General features: G+C 59.6%; 14 protein-coding genes. 9 read left to right on the top strand and 5 right to left on the bottom strand.

What is annotated here, in order from left to right:
- The first annotated feature begins 241 nt into the window (after positions 1 to 241).
- The 7 genes from C7401_RS43235 (at position 242) to C7401_RS43205 (ending at position 5663) form a co-directional block, all read left to right on the top strand.
- On the top strand, positions 242 to 538 hold the full coding sequence (locus C7401_RS43235; protein WP_112178189.1) for an H-NS histone family protein: 297 nt from the start codon (positions 242 to 244) through the stop codon (positions 536 to 538).
- 883 nt (positions 539 to 1421) lie between these two features.
- Complete coding sequence (locus C7401_RS43230) at positions 1422 to 2567, top strand: Eco57I restriction-modification methylase domain-containing protein (RefSeq protein ID WP_112178188.1); 1146 nt, start codon at positions 1422 to 1424, stop codon at positions 2565 to 2567.
- Between the two features lie 198 nt (positions 2568 to 2765).
- Positions 2766 to 2954: a hypothetical protein gene (locus tag C7401_RS43225; protein ID WP_258397476.1), complete on the top strand. Its 189-nt coding sequence runs from the start codon at positions 2766 to 2768 to the stop codon at positions 2952 to 2954.
- 588 nt (positions 2955 to 3542) lie between these two features.
- Positions 3543 to 4328: a hypothetical protein gene (locus C7401_RS43220; RefSeq protein ID WP_112178186.1), complete on the top strand. Its 786-nt coding sequence runs from the start codon at positions 3543 to 3545 to the stop codon at positions 4326 to 4328.
- A gap of 3 nt (positions 4329 to 4331) precedes the next feature.
- Entirely contained in the window at positions 4332 to 4934 is a 603-nt protein-coding gene (locus C7401_RS43215) for an RES family NAD+ phosphorylase (RefSeq protein ID WP_112178185.1), read from the top strand.
- Positions 4935 to 5096: 162 nt separating this feature from the next.
- Positions 5097 to 5363 carry a hypothetical protein gene (locus C7401_RS43210; RefSeq protein WP_165841821.1) on the top strand — a complete coding sequence of 89 codons (267 nt, stop codon included), beginning with the start codon at positions 5097 to 5099 and terminating at the stop codon, positions 5361 to 5363.
- Between the two features lie 33 nt (positions 5364 to 5396).
- On the top strand, positions 5397 to 5663 hold the full coding sequence (locus tag C7401_RS43205) for a hypothetical protein (protein WP_181565837.1): 267 nt from the start codon (positions 5397 to 5399) through the stop codon (positions 5661 to 5663).
- Positions 5664 to 5818: 155 nt separating this feature from the next.
- On the opposite strand, the gene C7401_RS43200 is transcribed toward C7401_RS43205, so the two are convergent.
- The gene (locus C7401_RS43200) at positions 5819 to 7192 is read right to left on the bottom strand and encodes a hypothetical protein (protein ID WP_112178220.1); all 1374 of its coding nucleotides are present in this window, start codon (positions 7190 to 7192) and stop codon (positions 5819 to 5821) included.
- A 732-nt stretch (positions 7193 to 7924) separates the two neighbouring features.
- Positions 7925 to 8128 (bottom strand): cold-shock protein, encoded by a 204-nt coding sequence (locus C7401_RS43195; protein WP_042293433.1) that lies wholly within the window; start codon positions 8126 to 8128, stop codon positions 7925 to 7927.
- A 950-nt stretch (positions 8129 to 9078) separates the two neighbouring features.
- On the opposite strand from C7401_RS43195, the gene C7401_RS43190 reads away from it, so the two are divergent.
- The gene (locus tag C7401_RS43190) at positions 9079 to 9396 is read left to right on the top strand and encodes a hypothetical protein (protein ID WP_112178184.1); all 318 of its coding nucleotides are present in this window, start codon (positions 9079 to 9081) and stop codon (positions 9394 to 9396) included.
- A gap of 222 nt (positions 9397 to 9618) precedes the next feature.
- A complete protein-coding gene (locus C7401_RS43185) occupies positions 9619 to 9957 on the top strand; it encodes a hypothetical protein (protein WP_112178183.1) in 339 nt (112 codons plus the stop codon).
- A 363-nt stretch (positions 9958 to 10320) separates the two neighbouring features.
- Here C7401_RS43185 and C7401_RS46230 read toward each other — a convergent pair whose 3' ends face one another.
- The 3 genes from C7401_RS46230 to C7401_RS43165 form a co-directional block, all read right to left on the bottom strand.
- On the bottom strand, positions 10321 to 11244 hold the full coding sequence (locus C7401_RS46230; RefSeq protein ID WP_373864499.1) for a GGDEF domain-containing protein: 924 nt from the start codon (positions 11242 to 11244) through the stop codon (positions 10321 to 10323).
- 1594 nt (positions 11245 to 12838) lie between these two features.
- The gene (locus tag C7401_RS43170) at positions 12839 to 13642 is read right to left on the bottom strand and encodes a bestrophin-like domain (RefSeq protein ID WP_112178180.1); all 804 of its coding nucleotides are present in this window, start codon (positions 13640 to 13642) and stop codon (positions 12839 to 12841) included.
- Positions 13643 to 14155: 513 nt separating this feature from the next.
- Positions 14156 to 17179, bottom strand: coding sequence for an HD domain-containing phosphohydrolase (locus tag C7401_RS43165; protein ID WP_112178179.1), 3024 nt, complete (start codon positions 17177 to 17179; stop codon positions 14156 to 14158).
- Positions 17180 to 17488 lie beyond the last annotated feature (309 nt).

Below are 17488 nucleotides of genomic sequence, written 5' to 3'. Positions count from 1 at the left end.
AAAGCTGGCATTATCCATAGATCGACTCGCGGCTAGCTAACGGGTCTGGCGTTGTGACGGGCCGTTCTGATAAAAAAGTGCGGGCGTTCGCCGTAAGCCCAGTAGTAGAGGGTTGACGCCGCTGGTGAATTCTCGCTTCTCAGACCATCGTCTTACCGGCTGATGAGCTGGCCCAGTTCCAGTCAGCGTCGAGGGAAAATCACTACCATGAGTGCGTGGTTTCTACATGGGGAGATAATTCATGGCAACGTACAGGGAACTGAAAGCACAACTCGCCGAACTCGAGAGTCAGGCGATCGCCCTCCGTCAGCAGGAGTACGACGCGGTTCTCGCGGATATCCGGGCAAAAGTCATCGAGTTCGGATACACGGAGCGGGAGATTTTCGGGAGTCGTCGCGGCAGGCCGAGGCTTTCACATAGTGTGTCACCCGCGAAATATCGCGACCCCGCGACCGGGGCTACGTGGTCCGGCAGGGGGCGCGTACCCAACTGGATCAAGGACGCGAAGAATCGCGACCGGTTTCTGATTCGCGAATAGATCGTTTTGCCGTGGGGCTGACTCTGGTCTGCTTGCGGTACCGATGTCAATGACCTGGCTGTTGTTTTGCCCGGTCGTCCTTCAGGGGCGACCATGAGCAGCGAAGATCCGGTGTGAGGTGGACTTCCATTGCGGCGGTTCGCAACGGTGCACAGACACGCACCTCGCAGCGCGCATATTCGAACAGTTATCCGTGACTGCCACGCGAAGGCAGTCCCTCTCATCCGCGTCAAAATTGAATAAAAGTAATTCCTGTTTAATTTCTCTGAATTCAAAGATTATTCGAGAATATATGGGTGTTGATAGCGTCGGGGTTGCAGAAAATCTGCCGCCGGAATGCAGGATAATTCGGCATTGAAAGTTTTCGAGCGCGGTGCACACGGAAACTCGTGCCGCTAGACGGCTGTCGCCGGCGACTCCTGCGTTCAACGCGTCAAGCAGCTCGGTATCTTCGCAAGGCGTGACGCGTATTCCACTATGAACGAGACGCGTTTCTGATGCTGACAGTTGTCGTGCGCCATAGGACAATACGCACCATGTCTTTAGTCGAATATGCACATAGGTGTGGCCGCGCGTTCATCGCTGAACTCGAACGCGATGAGCAAAAATCGCTTGGCCAGTTCATGACGCCTCCTGCAATCGCCGCGTGTATGGCGCGCCGTGTCATTGCTGGAGTCGAGGGTGCGACCGTCAGGATACTCGAGCCCTCCGCGGGTGCTGGCATTCTTGCAGCCGCCGCGGTGTCGGAGCTTCTGGATCGGCCTACGCCGCCAGAGGTCATTGACCTCACCCTTTTTGAGGTAGACGACCGACTGTTGCCGTCGCTTAGACGACTCGCAGATCGTATGCGCAAGGCCGCCAGGGCACGTTCTGTACGGCTCACGTGCTCTACACTGATTTTCTCTTGTCGGATGAGGCAATCAATGGTCGAGCGCTGGCAGACATCATCATCGCGAACCCGCCTTACCTGAAGCTTAACAAGTCGGACGAGCGTGCTTCGGCCCATGCTTACGCCGTGTACGGCCAGCCAAATATTTATGGCCTGTTCCTTGCCGCGTGTGCACGACTCGTCGACGCCACTGGCCGGTACTGTTTTATCACGCCACGGTCATGGCTCAGTGGCTCGTATTTCGCAGCGGTTCGCAGACAGATGTTGCATTGGCTGCGGTTCGACGCATTGCATGTGTTCGAAAGCCGGAAAGCGCACTTCTCCGACGATCAGATTTTGCAGGAGGCAGTTATCCTTTGGGCCACAGCGCGCGCGGAGCGGGAGCCGAATCTGGATATCCTTGTCAGTCGTAGTCAGGGTGTGGCGGACCTCGGCGCGGCAACGGTCACGGCTGTGGCGTTCGCTCGGCTGGTCGGAGCGGACAACGAGCGGATGATTGCCCTGCACGGCGAACATGAGGATGCGTTTCACCGCTGGAGCGACACCCTCGCAACTCATGGCCTGAGGGGGGCAACAGGGCCGGTAGTGGCGTTCAGAGCGACTGACTTTATCCAAAGTCACGTAGGCAAAAAGACCGTCCCCCTTCTGTGGATGCAGCACGTTCACCCCATGCGCATGCAGTGGCCGATCCAGAAGAAACTCGAACACATTGCCGCCGTCGAAGCGTCGGCCTGGATGCTCGTGCCCAATCAACCCATGGTCGTCCTCCGACGGTTCAGCCCCAAGGAGGCAGAACGCTGGATCACTGCGGCTCCGTATTCCGGGGCATTACCCGGCGCCACGATTGGCCTCGAGAACCATCTGAACTACATCGTGCGCCAAGGCGGAACGATGACGGTCGACGAGGCTAAGGGGATCGCCGCTTTTCTAAGCAGCGAACTGGTGGACGCACACTTCCGTACGCTCGCCGGGAGTACGCAAATCAATGCCACTGAGTTGCGCAAGCTGCCGCTGCCACCGATGAGGCAACTGGTTGAAATTGGTCAGCGTCTGTTGGTGCACGCGACGCTGGCCCAGGTCGACAGCCTTGTCGAGGAAGTTCTGATTCGAGATGCACCCAGCGAAGCAAAAGGTGTGTAAGCGCCCGGGGAACACATCTAGACGGCGAGAATTTCGTGGCACCCTCTCAGCTTGCCAGGCTGACGCGATGTGATCGCGTATCGGTGTCACCGAGTTCGTCTCTCGGATCGTCCGTTTCCACTGAGTTATTTCACCATGCGTCTTACAGTTGCCCAAGCTAACCACGTTGCAAAGGTCTTTCCGGAGTGTCGTACTGAGATGACCGACTCCCTCGAGGCTGGTGCTGAAGTGATGATCTACAAGCAGAACAAATGCGGCAGCGATGTCCCGCCCTATGCAATCGCCGTTGCCGGTACCGCCTTCTGGATTGATTGCTGCGAGACACCGGAGGATGCAACAGTGCTGGTCCACTCCCTCGGCCTCAAGGTCGTTGAGGTGCGCCGGTAGTTCGACTTTGCGTGCGCTCCGGCAGCTGGCCGACGCGTCGATCGGGAGTTCTTCTTGTTGGGCATGTCTGGTTGCCGGTTGATTAGGATCTTGCGTGCGATATTGAGATCGTCAGCCCGGAATCAAGTGGGAGCGCCAGATTTAGGTTTGCACGATCGGGGTTGCGAGCCCGGTGGTGGGTCCGTGCATGAGACCTTCTTGTGTAACGTTTACTGCGGTCCTCCATCTTTCCCATCTCCTCACAGGTCGCTGCGCCGACGGCGTACTGACGAACGCGGGGCGCCCGCGGAAGACCGTGTACCGCGCGCCGACGTCCCCCGATCAGATGATGGCCGGACAGACAGGTTCGCAAGTCATCGGTGCGAGACGCAACTAACCGTCAAGTTCTCCTCCTGACCGCAAACGCCTGCCGGCGGCAAAACAATGGCGTGCAGCAAGGCGGCATTTAATAAGGGGCGGAGCCGTTTGCGCCACCACGACAGCTGGCCAGTGGATTGGCAGGTGAGATTCACTTCCTTTACTTCCTTGACAAGCTTGACGATGTCTCCATATCCGGGATAGGCTTAACCGTTCCCTTGGAGAAGGCTCATGTCTACGGCAACCATTCAGGCGTCAGAGTTTTCGCGGCTGCTTGTACGGGCTGCGAAGGTGCTGGATCGTACCGGCGCGCGCACCCCGGAAGCGATCCGCAAGGTCGTGGCGGCTTCGATTCAGGCCGACATCGGTCAGCTTCCCGCTAAAAAGCAGCAGCGATTCGCGCAGTCGATCGCGCTGTTCGCACAGGGATTCGATGATGCGCTGACAGCCGTAGCCGACGCTGCGGGTGAAGTCGCGCCGTCGAGCACGCCAGGCGCGGGCCACAGCCGCCGTGCTCCCGCACAGCGCGCCCGCACCGCAGTGGACCCCAGGGCAGGGCGGCGTGCCGGCGCGTCCTCCGCCGAAGCGGAAATGTTTGCAGAAGCAATGGCCGCCCGAGCGAAACTCGCAAGGGAAGGCAAACTGCTTGAGCCTGCGGAGTTCATGGGCCGCGCAGGTGTCACGCGGCAGGCAATCAACCAGCGGCTGAAGACCGGTTCCATCTTCACGGTCGATGGTCCCAACGGGGTGAGCTATTACCCGGCTTTTTTTGTGGACGAGAGCCTCGACCGCCGCACGGTTGCCCGCGTCTCCAGGGAGCTCAAAGAGTTGCCAGGTGCCAGTAAATGGGCGTTTTTCACGAACCCGCGGCGCTCACTCGGCGGCCTCACCCCGCTGGAGGTAATCGGTGGCAAGCAGCCCGGGCGCAGGCAGGGCGGTCGCAACAGCATTGATCAGGTAGGGAAGGTCAACCTGTCGATGGTCCTGCGGGCCGCAGCGGGCTACGCGGAGGAATAGCATTTGGTTGCCCGTGCTCTCAGGAACCCCGCGAAGAATTTCAGCACGTTTGCGTTGCCGGTCGTCAAAGTGAAGGCCAAACGTCTGGTCAGGATCTCAAGTTATGACTCAAACGAACCGCATTTTGGACGCACTGCGAGCCACCGCTTTGACGATCCGAAAAGGGAATACGGGACCAGTTACTTTGGCCTGAATCTGGCCACGGCGGTCGCAGAGTCCCTGCTGCATGATCTCGAGCCGGTTGGGACCCGATATCAGGTCGCGGCCGATGAAGTGAAGCGGCGCTTTATCCATACGTTCGAGGGGATGGACCTGACGCTTGCAGATCTGACCGGCCAGGGCATGAACGTACTTGGCGCACACGCCGGGCTGTTTGGCACGGCGAATTACGGAATTCCGATGCGCTGGTCACGGGCGATCTACACGCATCCGGCTCATGTGGACGGAGTACTCTACGTGTCGAGAATGATGGCTCCAGAGCTGGCTGTCGTGCTGTTCGACAGAGGAGGGAGTATCGCACTGACCCAGCGCACACCATCGACGGCGTTGGCGCGTAGCGCAGCGTTCGCGAAGGTCCGAAAAGCCCTGCATATTGCGTACACGTAGTCAGCGACGTTGCTGGCGTGGCGCGCTCGCAGAAAAGGCGTGCGTGAAGCCTGGGCTTTTCTGCCCGCCCGTGCGCTGTAAAATTCGTCATGCAGCACCCGTTACGTTCGAAGGCGAGTCATGCCTCGAGTGATGATGGCGACGCGGCATTGGAGAGAGAAGATGAAAACGATGTCAGCTGCGCAATGCGCACATGTTGCGAAGGTGTATCCGGAATGCAGGGGCGAGATGGCACATTACCTCTCGTGCAGCCCGGAAGTTGTGATCTACCGCCAGAACGAATGTGGCGATGACGTTCCTCCCTACGCAATCGCCGTTGCCGGAACAGACTTCTGGGTCGACTGTTGTGACACGCCTGACGAGGCGGTGGCGCTCGCCCGCTCGCTGGGACTGACGGTGACGTGCCTGCCAGAAGCAGGGCAACGCTGACCTGACGCACGATTGCCGCCGGATTAACAGGAAATGAACGTGACGCAACCTTACGCCATTGACGTGTCCTCGCTGGGCGATACCGTGTGGGTGACCGCGCACGACGGCTCGTGCGTGGGGCGATTCAGCAAACGCTTCGGAATCGACGTGCATCGAACCGTGACCGAACAGCTGGCCGGTGCGGACCAATGCCTGCACTGCACACATGAGCCGGCTGGGGGAGGTGAATGGCGGGTATTTCGGGACGCTGTGCTTCAGCATCACGGGATCGATGTCCCGTTCGATACGATCAGGTTCTGACGATGGAAAACAGGATGTCTACGTTGCTTTAGCCCGGCCAGGCAGGTCGATGGCAAGTCGACCTGACAGTGCGCAACTTTTGTGCATACCGGAACCGGGCCCCCTGATGCGCCTTGTACATCATGGCGCGAGGAGCCTGGTCCGCTACTACAGGCTCATAACAGGATTGCCTGCTGCAGCAGTTCCAGGGCTTTTAGTTCGTCCAGGCGACCCGTGCGTGCCTTGCCTGCCAGCGTCTTGATCAAGGCTTCTGCTATCGGCTCAATACCGTGAAGATTGTCCAGGCTCGTCACGGAAGCGAAGGGGAGGGTTGCCGGGTTTCGCTGCGGTACTGCGGACGCGGCGAACGACTCAGGGGTTGCTGGTGTGCCTGCCCGGGCAACGTCGTTAATTTCTTCAGGCAGGCGAGCGGCAAAGTCATCGGGAAAGCCATTTACAGGATCTTGCTCGCTGGTCACGATCGCCTCTTTCTCACCTGCGACATCCGCAGAAACAGCTGACGGCCGTTCTGCATCGCCCGCCCGCGTGCGCCGTCCACGCGCCTTCGTAACGGCGGCCTTCGCTGGCACATCGTTCATTGCAGGCGCAACCGATTCGGGCTGTTGAGCGGATGCACGTCGGCGCGGCGCAGGCGCAAGCATACGCGACACCGACACCGGAATATCGTCTTCGGAGCGCGGGGTGTCCAGCCAGCCCGCTGGCAAACCAAGGCGCTCCGTGAACCGGTTTGCTTCAACCGTGTCCAGGCGTTTCTTGCCATGCAGCCGGTGGGCCATGTTGGACCCACTCAGGTCCATGACCACACCAAGCTTTGCTTTCGATCCGTTGTGACTCGTGAGAACGTGGAGGTTCGCACGTCGGATGTTCTCTACGTCGGCGCCATCGGTGAGTGCCAGCGATTGCTGCTTGGTCGTTTCAGGGGACGTTCTGTCTTTTGCACGCGAAGCTATTTTCGGCGTCTGGGCTCCGGGCTGTCCGGCCGCAGCGCCAGGACTGGTCTTGACGGCCTTGGTCGTACCGCCGGTTGGTTGCCTGGGCATTTGCGCTTCCTCGGACAAACTGTCTTCAAGAGATGGTTGCTGATCGACGGTCAGGGCAGACGCCGGATTGGATGCTTCGGACTCTCCATCCTGTCCGTCGTCTGTTTGAATGAAGTCGAGTGGCGACTTCAGCCGGGAGATCGTCTCGGCTGTGAGCCCGGGATTGGGCTGGTCAAAAAAACCGTGCGGCAACCCGAGCGTAGTTTCCATATGAAAGGCGGTCTCGGGTGTGAATCTCTCGCCCTTCATGAGTTCGGCCACGCGCGTCATCGTGGACTCAAGCGCAATGGCGATATTTTCCGCGCCCACTGCGTTGACGAGAAACTGGAACGACCGTGTCTTGAAAACGGAGGCCGTCTGTGTGGAGTCCTGGACAGCCGCCTTCACATACGGCTGTCTCTGCCGGTTGGGCTGAGGCTTCTTTTCGTGGCGAGGTTGGCGTTGGCCGCTGTCGCGGGATCCCGCATATCGCCCGCGGGCTTGACTCATATAGTAGGGCTCCATGCGAGCGGTGACATCCTGAAGACGATCATTATAAACGCCGCGCAGTTGATATTTGATGCTTCATTTGCACAAGGATGCGTAAATGTACGCCCGGGCGAGGATGACGGGCTTCATGAAGTACGGGTTCTCCGTGGAGCATATGAAATAAATAGGATAGCGAATTAAGTACCGTAGTAATACAGGTAACCATTCGTGACCCCGCTTGAGGCGTCAAGGGCGTTTGAGCCAGTTGAAGTGGCGAATAGCTCGGGGGACGACGGTGCCGACGGCAAGCCGATATTTTTTTCGAGGAGGGCGCGGTACTCTGCTTGCCACCTTGAATCGTCGGATCGACGAATGGAGCGAGGGCTTGCACAGCCCGCTCATGACGCTGGCCACCGTCAACCGGCCACCAGCGAAGCCGCGCTCGAGAATGAACGATACATTCGAGATTCCCCTGAAAGCACGGCGCCCGACGTCGATCGACTGGGTGGTGGCATCGACGGTCACCTGCCGAGGATAGCGCCGCCAATTTCCGGTACTTGCCTCGCCTGATTTGAGCAATCTACATGGCAAACGGAATCCCGGTCACCGGCATTTTGCGCGGGACCGCGGCGGCTCGCCACGTATGCGTCCCGAGGTGCTGTGGGCCGCGACATCGGTGGGCAGTCTGGCATGGTTAGAGGGCAAAAAATGGCCCGCAGAGCGGGCCACACATCGGGATGCGATGCGCCCCGGTCAGGCGGGCTTGATATTTGCGGCCTGCTTGCCCTTCGGCCCCATCTTCACATCGAAGCTAACTTTCTGGTTTTCCTGCAGCGACTTGAAGCCTTCCGTCTTGATCTCGGAAAAGTGGGCGAACAGGTCTTCGCCGCCGTCATCCGGGGTGATGAAGCCAAAGCCTTTCGCATCGTTGAACCATTTCACTGTGCCAGTTGCCACTTTCTGAATCCTGTCGATTTTGAAACCTGAAAAGCGCGAGAGTACGGCATCGCATAAGGGCGATCACCCGCAAGGGACGACTTTTTACCACGCCGGGATGACACCTGCCAATCAGCAGCTCCACGAACAACACAGGTCCGGCTTTCAGGGACCCAGGCACATTGCTGACATTTGTCGTTCTGATCCGTGGTGACGGCATAGGATGGCTGCGCCGCGAAGACTGATTCTGAAACGGAACAGGAAAGGCACCTGGGAAGAGTCGCCGAAACTTCGAAGCATTACGGATTCCTCCCTCGTCACACTCGAAAGGCAGGTCTGCGTCACCATTCTGGTGCGCTTCTGCCCTTCACACACAGCGACGGGCGAACGATGACGTGCAGGCGGGCCCGAACCGGTTTCGCAGTGCCAACCCGGAGACTGCAGAGGGCATGTTACGCTTGGTCGACGCTACCGGTGCCTGATCCCGACGCTGAACGTCACAAGTGATGCGAATGTCGTGGATATTCACCTGCGCGTCAGTGCGTGAAAGTGAAGAGCGTCCAGTTCACTTCACGCGACGTCGAAGCGAGGATGGGCATCTGACGAGCTTTCGGGCGATGTTGCGTGCGCCCGTCGCGCTCGATTATCCTCACGGCGGGTGGGTAGCAGGATTGAATGAGCGGACGTCGTCAGCAGTCTTTGCCGTGATCGGCGACGCCGACCTGGCGCTAACCGGGGCGAAGGTGCCATGAACAGTTTCATACAGATCGGGCCCAATGTGGTGTTCTCTTCGGTCGTCCTGAGCCCTAACTGGCGGCGAGAGTGTCAGGGTACGGAAGCGATATCGCGACAGGAACAGGTCGGGCCTGCATCTTCGCGCGTCGCTGCGGGGGCGGTGCGTGAAGCACGCAGCCAGGATGATGGCAGTCGCGCGCAATTGAAGTTGCTCTAGTATCGGCGAGGAAGAATTCATGGGTATGTTGAGGGTGAAAGCAGGCGAACTCGTCGAACGGTTCATCGAAGAAGCAATTTCGAGCGGGCTGACGTGGGACGAAGCCGTCGCGGTATTCGGTCTCGCGGCAAAGGCTGCGGCTCAGGCCGTAGCCGCGGCTGGCGAAGGGACTGAGGCGGAGTGCGTAGCGCACGCACGGGAGCGGTTTCAGGAAGCGTTTGCGCAGGATGTCCATGTGGTCGTGGCAGACAGTTCAGGTGCGGCGCCAGACGAGAACACCGGCGATAATGCGCTGCTTGCGACTGCGCGCCGTCGGCAGGCGCACAAATTTCACTAGTCGGCTGCCGTGTTGCGCTTGTCGGAGCGAATCGACGACGGTTCATCCAGCAAAGTCCCACCAGCGCATGGATCAGCGGATAATCGGCCATTCCACTGCTGGTCGAACTGCCTCTGCGCTCTGTCGTCCGACGCGGTAAATTGTTCGAGCAGTGCCAAGGGGGCACCAGGCGGGAGCCAGCCCGGTAGCCGCCGCGCGAGCAACCCACGCAATGGAGCGGAAGTGGAGAGAAAACTTGACGACGAAGCCCGCGCTGAGTTGCTGTGTTTTCTCGTGGTCGGACAGATCTTTGCATTCGCCCGCGAGGGCGTGTGGCTGCGCACCGATCATCTGATCGAATCGGCGCAGATCTGGCTGGCCTTGAACGGCGCTGAGTGCGACTGGCTGGAGCGCGCCAGGCTGGAGGCGGCGTCCCGCACGATTGCTGCGGAGGAGAGCGGTGTCCCCTTTCCGGAGGGCGATGCGGATTGCACCGGCTCTTCAACCTGCGCACCGGTTGGTTTCTCGACTATCGTTCACCGATCGTGCAACGCATTCACGCACGTTGCGCTACTTACCTGAAGGCATCCTGACTATCGTGCTGGCGTGAAGCAGGCAAGTTGGCGCGCGGTTTGCAAGGCAGACGGCGCATGTGACGAGGCGCAGGCAGATGAGGGTGCTTGACGGACTGCGGGTTCCGACAAGGTGATTCGCCCGGACGCGGGCCAATCAGCTCGGCCATTGTTTATCGGTCCCAGTTCGACCCGAAGCGGTCTTTTCAGCCGTCACTGGCACGACGACCGTTCCCAGGTCAAACCAGCCATCTAGCCATTGTTATGGCGGAGGACCGGATCGAGCGGCCGTAGTTAAAGTGCGCGGTGCGACAGGATATGGACAATTTCATGCTGTAGGTGGACCGCGACTTTCCGGTCAATTCGACGAACGTCACGCCTGCGCCGCCTCGGCTGCAATGTCGAAATCCGCCGCGACCCGATTGCGCCCCGAGTTCTTGGCGCGATACAGCGCTGCATCGGCGCGGGCCTGCGCAGCGCTGAGATCAGGCTCGCCAGCGCAATACTTTGCGAGGCCGAGGCTCACGGTCACGCGAACGGTTGTCCCGTCTCCCACCACAATCGGCGCGCCAGCCACAGCGAGCCTGATTCGTTCGGCGATCGCCTCGGCCTGTTCGGAAGACGCTCCTTGCAGGATCGCCGCGAACTCCTCGCCGCCCACCCGGGCGGCCAGGTCTTGATCACGAAGTGCGCCACTGAACCGGTCAGCTACGGCCTCGAGAACCCGGTCGCCGACCGCGTGCCCCCACGTGTCGTTGACCCGCTTGAAGTGGTCGATGTCCACCGCCAGTACGCAGAGCGGACTTTGGCTTTGCTGCGCATGCGCCACAGCACGCTCACTTGCGCGGGCGAAATGGCGTCGATTGGGCAGTTTGGTCAGCGTGTCGAAGTCCGCCTCGGTGCGCAGTTGCCTGATCTGCTCGCATTGCTGGCTGACGTCGGTCAGCGTGACCAGCAACGTTCCGAAGTCTGGTTTTCCGCTGTCCTGGCCCGGAAGCCGTGAACATCGCACAACCATGTCAACGGGGCCTGTGCACGTCGACATGGCCACTGGCTCGCCCGCGTCGTGCACGGCCATGTCTGTCCAGTCAGACGGATCTGCATACAGTGCCGAGAAGTGCTCGCCGGCAGCGGCCCACACGCCGAAAAGGCTTACGAGCGCTTCGTTGGCCAGCCTGATTTTTCCCGTGTTGGCGTCCACAAGGGCGATTGGCGTGGGCATGCCGCTTATGACAGTCGTCACCAGGGTTGCCCAGCTATCCACCTCCTCATGGAGGCGTTTCTCACGTCGAAGCATGACGATTCCCGCGACAAGCAGTGCAACCTGGACAGCCATTCCTAGCAGATTTATGGAAAGGCTGCGTTGCCAGGGGAGACGGTATTCATCGACTGCGTAGCCGAGATCCAGATTCCAGATGTCGTTTGATGAACCGATGGCGATGTTCCGTTTGGTCTCGAGCCGGTTCACACCGTCGTATCGGGAGACTGCGTACCAGGTCGACGCGGTCGGCCCCGGATGCTTCGCGCCGTCGCTGCGGTCCACATTCCCCGGGTCGAGTGCAGGAACGGCGGGGTATCGGGCGATCACCCGGTCGTCATGGTTACGCAGCAGGGCCGCGCTGCCTGGCCTGAGATCGACTCCCTTCATCAGCCCCTGGTCCAGCGGTATCACCACGGCAATGCGTGCATCGGGTGCGCCGGCTTCGCTGCGATGCGTCTTCACGAAGAGCAGACCCCGGCGTGAGTCATCGTGAACGGGCTGCGCATAGGCAGCCGATCTCGCGACTGTTTCGTTGTGTAGCACGGAAAGCCATGACTCACGCAAATCTCGCGCCTGATCCGACGCCGCGAGCATGCGCCCGGAGGGATCGAGTACAGCGATGGACACATCACCCAAGACATCACGATATTGCGAGGCGATTTGTGCAAGTTTGCGGTCGCTGAGTGTTTGCGTGTCGATGGCGTTGATGACGGACAACGAAGTGAGATCCACTGCTCTGGCGCGATCCTGGATGCGCAGCGCAATCGACGTTGCCAGCGTGTCGAGCCGGCGAGCCGCTTGCTCGTTGAGACTGCCGAAATCAAGCGATGTCTGCACGATATTCATGGCGAGATTCAGCAACACCATCAGAACCAGGACAGGCAATGCACGGTTCAGCCATGAAGCGCGTCGAGGACGCACAGGTAACGCCAACGATTGCCGGGGTGCGCTTTCAGCAGGTGCGCTCATGATGCGACTTCCATACGTTACTATTCATTCAACGCGAAGGCCGGCCGGGTCCGGTTGACTCCAGTCGCCAGGCGCTACCAGTGGAGTTCGAACACCAGCACGTTTGCCGCGCACAGCACGGCGAACGCAATTACCGCCCACTTCACGTCCCGCCACAGCTTGTGCCTTTTATGTCGGTGCCTGGCCTTTGCGCGGTGTTGCGGGTTTTCACACCCGGCGCACTCAGCATGCTGTTCTTGCGATCCGGTTATTTCCATCTGAACTTCCATCCCGAGATATCAATTAGCTAAACGCAGCATGTAGTTCGCCTCGCGTCAAAGCGGCATGACGTGCGCCATGCTCAGGGCGATCGCAGTGAGCGACACAATTGCCACGATCATGTAGCAGAGGTTTTCACTCATTTCAGGATTCCTTAATTAAACAGGAGGAACATGCGAATTTCGGGAGAATGGCACCGGCTGGGCGCAATACACAGCTGCGATTTTCGATAATCTCGCCTTGGTTCAGCCGCAGCACATCGCGCGCAGTCGTGTTGCGTTGCAATATGGTCCTTTGCGTCGGGGCGGCCGTGTGGCGATCTGTCGCACTCGAGCAGTAAGCGAGGGTTGGCTCTAAAGGGGCGCGTATCAGACGGCAGTGGATCGCCGACAGTTTGCTAACGCTAATGCGTTATCGCAGTGAGCGCGTCACGTAGCGGCTGGCTCGACACGACGATCATTCCTCGAAAGAGGGTGTCGAGGTCGACGATGACGTAGGCAACGGAAGCGATCGAAATCGCGCCGAGTGTGATCGTGATGAGCACGAGCGGATTGCGCGGCGCCATCAATCCGAAGCTCAGAAAGATAACAAACAGCCAGAAGGCGAGGGTCATGAAAAACGGCAGCGAAATGGAGCTGTGGACCTCCTGGATGAGTTTCCAGTGAGCTTGGACGATTCGCGAGAACTGGTCTCGCCCATCATCGAGCAGATCCTGATGATTGCGGTCATGTGCGACGAGGCGGCGCCATTCGATGCCGGCCAGGTTCAACATGTGGTCGAGCTGGACATCGTCGAGATTTTCCGTCACATCCTTCGGCGTGAGTTCCCGCGGATAGAAGTCCCCGGGCGGCGGCTTCTCGTGACGCCACGTGCTGGCAATGGTCGCCGCCAGATATGCTCGCATCAGCCTGCGTACCTGATCAGCGTCCCCGCCAAACTCGCGTGCCGTGTTATCGAACTGGACGATGTCTGAGGCGAGGGCACGGAAGTCATCCGACGCGCTGTCGAAGGTGCCTTTCGCGGATGCGGTCATCAGACCGAGGACAAGTGCCGCGAACGTAACCAGCATGCCATCGACAAGATGCACGAGCTGAACGGTCTGGTGAGCCTTGTGTTCTTCAGGCAGCAGCGGCCGCACGACGACGCCGATCAGCGCGCCCAGCAAGAGCAGCGCGAGGACCACCAGCGCGGAGGAGAGCGGATACATGAGGGTAGCGGGCGCCTGGTGGAGTGTGTCTCTGCCGGTCTGCGGCAATAACGCGACGCAGTTTGATCTCACGCGCAGGATAGCCTCAAACGTGGCCGGGCACCTTCCACCAGAGCGTGCCTAAAGCGAGTCATGCCTGCCATGCAGGCGAGGCTCGTCAGGAATCCAGCTTTCTACCACTGCCCCTGGTGAGCCATCAGACGCGTCTGGCGCCGAACGTCAAAGCCGGCTACATGCCTGCTGCGAATAGTGGCACGCACGGGGTGAGATTCAATCGGACGATGGTCCTATGAGACTCTCCGGTCGATCGCTTCAGTCTGGGCGATGCCTCGATGCCCGTCATCGATGATGTGATCTATGCCGCGTAACAGATGGCGTTGGGGCGTTTTTGAACGAAACCGACCCGTTTCTGCCGGTCGCACTGTGGCATTTACAGGCGCAGGTAGGGGAGTGGGACGGTCATCCCGCAGCTCGCAACCCCGTTCGCCACGATACCGGGAGCTACCTCCGCGGCTAGCGCCCGGCCGAATCCGCGCGCTCTTGCCACGATCCGACGTATCGCCGGATATCGAGCTCGTCCAGCTGTTCGGCAGACATGAAGCGCTCGGCATACGTCCGGTATGCGCCGGATGACAGAAAGAGTTCGAATATATCGGGATCGATTTGTCCTCGCTTCTTCATGGAGGCCATGATCTGCACCGCCTCTGAAAGTGTCTTCGATTTCCGGTACGGGCGATCCTTCGAGGTCAAGGCTTCGAAGACATCGGCCACCGCCATCATGCGGGCAAGGGTGCTCATCTCCTGCTTCCTCAACCGTCTCGGATAACCCGTACCATCCATTGTCTCGTGGTGATTGCCAGCAATCTCCGGTACGCGGCGCAGATACTTTGGAAAGTTCAGACGGGACAGCATGATCTGGGTTTGCACAATGTGATCCTCGATCTTGTACCGCTCCTCGGCACTCAAGGTGCCTCTTCCGACACAAAGGTTGTACATCTCTCCGCGGTTATAAAGCAGCTCGGGGGTGTCGCGGTGAAAGCCCCAGGGGTTGTCGGGCGGGATCCGGTCCGATGCGCACCTCTCAATGCAGTGTTCGGGCCTGTCCGCAAGCAGAGGCTCGACGGCAGGCAATGATGCAGGCGCCGTGCGCAGTTTGCGCGATAACTCTTCCTGTGAGATACCGATCCGGTCATCGAGTGTGCGCAGCCAGGTCCGCGACGCAATCGACTTCAGCCGTTCGATGCGCGTCTCCTCCATGTACTCGGCGCCGAGGTTACAGGCCGCGACGAACGCAAAGTCGTCATCGAGCTGCCGGAACTCGACATCGCGCTTCGCTGTCGCTGTCGCTTCGTCCGCGCCTGCAAGCCTTTCCTGCAGGCACCGAATCCCGGCGTCCCGCTTGAGCACCTCAAAGCGCATGCGGATTTCATGGATCCGGTCATGCAGTGTTTCGAGCTTCGTGGCCTTGTCGATAACGTACTCGGGAGTGGTCACCTTTCCGCAGTCATGCAACCACGCCGCGACATGCAACACCTCCCAGTCGGCCGCGCTCATGGCGAAGTCCGCGAAGGGACCGTTGCGTGCCTCGCAGCCCGCCTTGGCGATCAGTTTTACTACCTCGGGCACGCGCGCGCAGTGGGCTCCTGTGTGCGGACTCTTCGAATCAATCGCACCGGCAATCATTCGGATGAAGTCATCGAACAGTTCGCGCTGCGTCTTGAGCAGACCGCGTACCTCAATCGAATTGGCAAGCAGCCCCGCCAGTGCACCGATAAAAGCCAGTTCCGGGGTCTCGAATGGTCTGCCACGTGGCAACAGCATCATGCCGACCAGATCACGCTGCCGGTTGATCAGCGGGACAATCGCCACGTGGGTTGCGTTGCCTGAGACGAGCTGACCAATCTGGTCACGCAAGTCGGCGGCGTCCGCAAGCGCACTTGCACAAACTGCACCTTCTGCAGTAGCCCGATGCACAATCGGTGGCGCGGCCGAGAGCGGCATGCTGCTCAACGCCGAAGTGATCTCGCCTGCACCACCCGACCAGCCATACACGGGCCCCATTACCTCGTTTTGCACGAGGTACAGTGCGCCCGCCGTGCTGCCGGCCACTTGCATAATTTCCTTCATCAGTTGCGGCAGCAGACGGTCCAGATCAGGTTCGGAAGCCACCTCACGCATGATGTCAAGAAACCTGCGAATGGCGAGGCGCATCTCGTCCATCGCGCGCGACAGGCCGTTCACCTCGCTGACCCGCGACCGGATCACAAAAGTTTCGCCGAACTCGAGTCGGCGAATTGCCGCGGCCTGACCAGCAAGCACCTGAAGCGGACGGGATATGGCACGAGCGAAGAGCCATGTGACCGGAATTGCGATTAGAAGAACAAGGATCGTCAGCCCCAATGCCGCCTGCGCCTGTCGCTTCGCCCCAGTCAGCAGTTCGTCCTGGGGTATGGCCAATACCAGGAAATACGGCTTGCCGCCACCGGTAACCAGACGCTCGACCCACGTGTACCAGTCACGCCCGCCGATCCTTGCAATCTCATCCATTTGCGTAGCGTCGCCGAGTGCGGCGGCCCTCGACGCCAGATGGGTGAGAACCGGTACGCCGTATTCACTGGCCGGCCGCAATAGTGCGTGGCCTTCGGTGACCTGCGCAGCAGAAGCACCGCCGATGTCCGAACCGGAGGCCAGCAAGTGGCCGTTGACGTCGAGGAGAGCGATCACGGTGTGGCTCGTACGTCGCATGTGCGAGAGCATCTGTCCCAGCATGTCCAGCCGGATGTCACCGCCGACAACGGCCCCCTTGTTGCTGGCTGGAATCGCGAGCGTTGCGCCAGCGCCCTTATCTGTAAAGAAAACATAGGGCGCAGTTCGGATCAGATCGCCAGCGGAGACTGCCTCGATGTACCAGGGGCGCCTTCTTGGGTCGTATTGTCTCGCGAAGGTTGGGTCGTCCGCCGTCTCGATCGGCACCAATGCTCTGTCCAGGTAGATGTTGCGCCCCTGTGGTCCCTGCCGGTCCCGGGTAATGCTTTGGACCATGTAATCCGCATTCTTTGGGGCGGCGAACATTGACCGGTCCGCGTCGTTCGACAAATGCCTCACATAGAAGAAGTCGCCGGTCGCGTAGCCGACATACAGGGACTGCAGCACTGGTGACGTTTCAAGCGCGTCGCGCAGCAGCGCAAGCCGCGTCATCCTTGTATCGAGCGTTGTTGCGTCGGCCAGGCTACTGTGACTGATCAGCCTCACCGCCATTTCGGCCGGTGTTACATAACCTTCAACATCCAGCATAATTTCGCGGCCTATGCGCCGGGCGGAATCACTAGCTGCGGACTGGAGAATATCCCGCGTGATGAAGAACCCCGCACTGGTTACCAGGACGCCCACAAACAGAAGCAGGAACGCGAACACGATCCAGATGAGGAGATGAAGCGGAAAGACTCGGTGTCCCTTCAATTGAGCCTCCGTCACGAGGGTGACGTTCACCCGGTCAGGCGCGGCGACTTGTCGGGGCCATCGGGAGAACGGCGTCATTCAACAGTGCAAAATACCCGGAATTCAGCGGGTCGTGTTTCTCTTGCTGTGCCATCCGACAAGCTGGTATCGATTAAGGGACAGGATCAGGGCGATCGGCATGTCGTTGCGGATTTCGAAGAGCTGAAACGGTTAGCCACCTAATGTACGAGTGCGCCGGGGAAGTTAGGCTTAGATGCTTCGAAAGTAGCGTTGGATACAGAAGAAATCGAGTTGTTGGCGTTCACCGAATCCTGACCCACAGTTTTCATCTAAATTTGACCCACCCCGAGACAGCGTAGTACATCTATTCCGGTGTGGATAACTCTT

Origin of the sequence: Paraburkholderia unamae (assembly GCF_003268775.1) — a bacterium.
GTDB lineage: Bacteria > Pseudomonadota > Gammaproteobacteria > Burkholderiales > Burkholderiaceae > Paraburkholderia > Paraburkholderia unamae.
This window is presented reverse-complemented; position numbering and strand designations above follow the sequence as displayed.

Bases quoted from the DNA above. Each gene is read 5' to 3' on its own strand.
- C7401_RS43165 (WP_112178179.1), bottom strand. From the start codon at position 17,179: ATGACGCCGTTCTCCCGATGGCCCCGACAAGTCGCCGCGCCTGACCGG.
- C7401_RS43205 (WP_181565837.1), top strand. From the start codon at position 5,397: ATGAACGTGACGCAACCTTACGCCATTGACGTGTCCTCGCTGGGCGAT.
- C7401_RS43190 (WP_112178184.1), top strand. From the start codon at position 9,079: ATGGGTATGTTGAGGGTGAAAGCAGGCGAACTCGTCGAACGGTTCATC.
- C7401_RS43200 (WP_112178220.1), bottom strand. From the start codon at position 7,192: ATGAGTCAAGCCCGCGGGCGATATGCGGGATCCCGCGACAGCGGCCAA.
- C7401_RS46230 (WP_373864499.1), bottom strand. From the start codon at position 11,244: ATGCTTCGACGTGAGAAACGCCTCCATGAGGAGGTGGATAGCTGGGCA.
- C7401_RS43235 (WP_112178189.1), top strand. From the start codon at position 242: ATGGCAACGTACAGGGAACTGAAAGCACAACTCGCCGAACTCGAGAGT.
- C7401_RS43210 (WP_165841821.1), top strand. From the start codon at position 5,097: ATGAAAACGATGTCAGCTGCGCAATGCGCACATGTTGCGAAGGTGTAT.
- C7401_RS43220 (WP_112178186.1), top strand. From the start codon at position 3,543: ATGTCTACGGCAACCATTCAGGCGTCAGAGTTTTCGCGGCTGCTTGTA.
- C7401_RS43170 (WP_112178180.1), bottom strand. From the start codon at position 13,642: ATGTATCCGCTCTCCTCCGCGCTGGTGGTCCTCGCGCTGCTCTTGCTG.
- C7401_RS43225 (WP_258397476.1), top strand. From the start codon at position 2,766: ATGACCGACTCCCTCGAGGCTGGTGCTGAAGTGATGATCTACAAGCAG.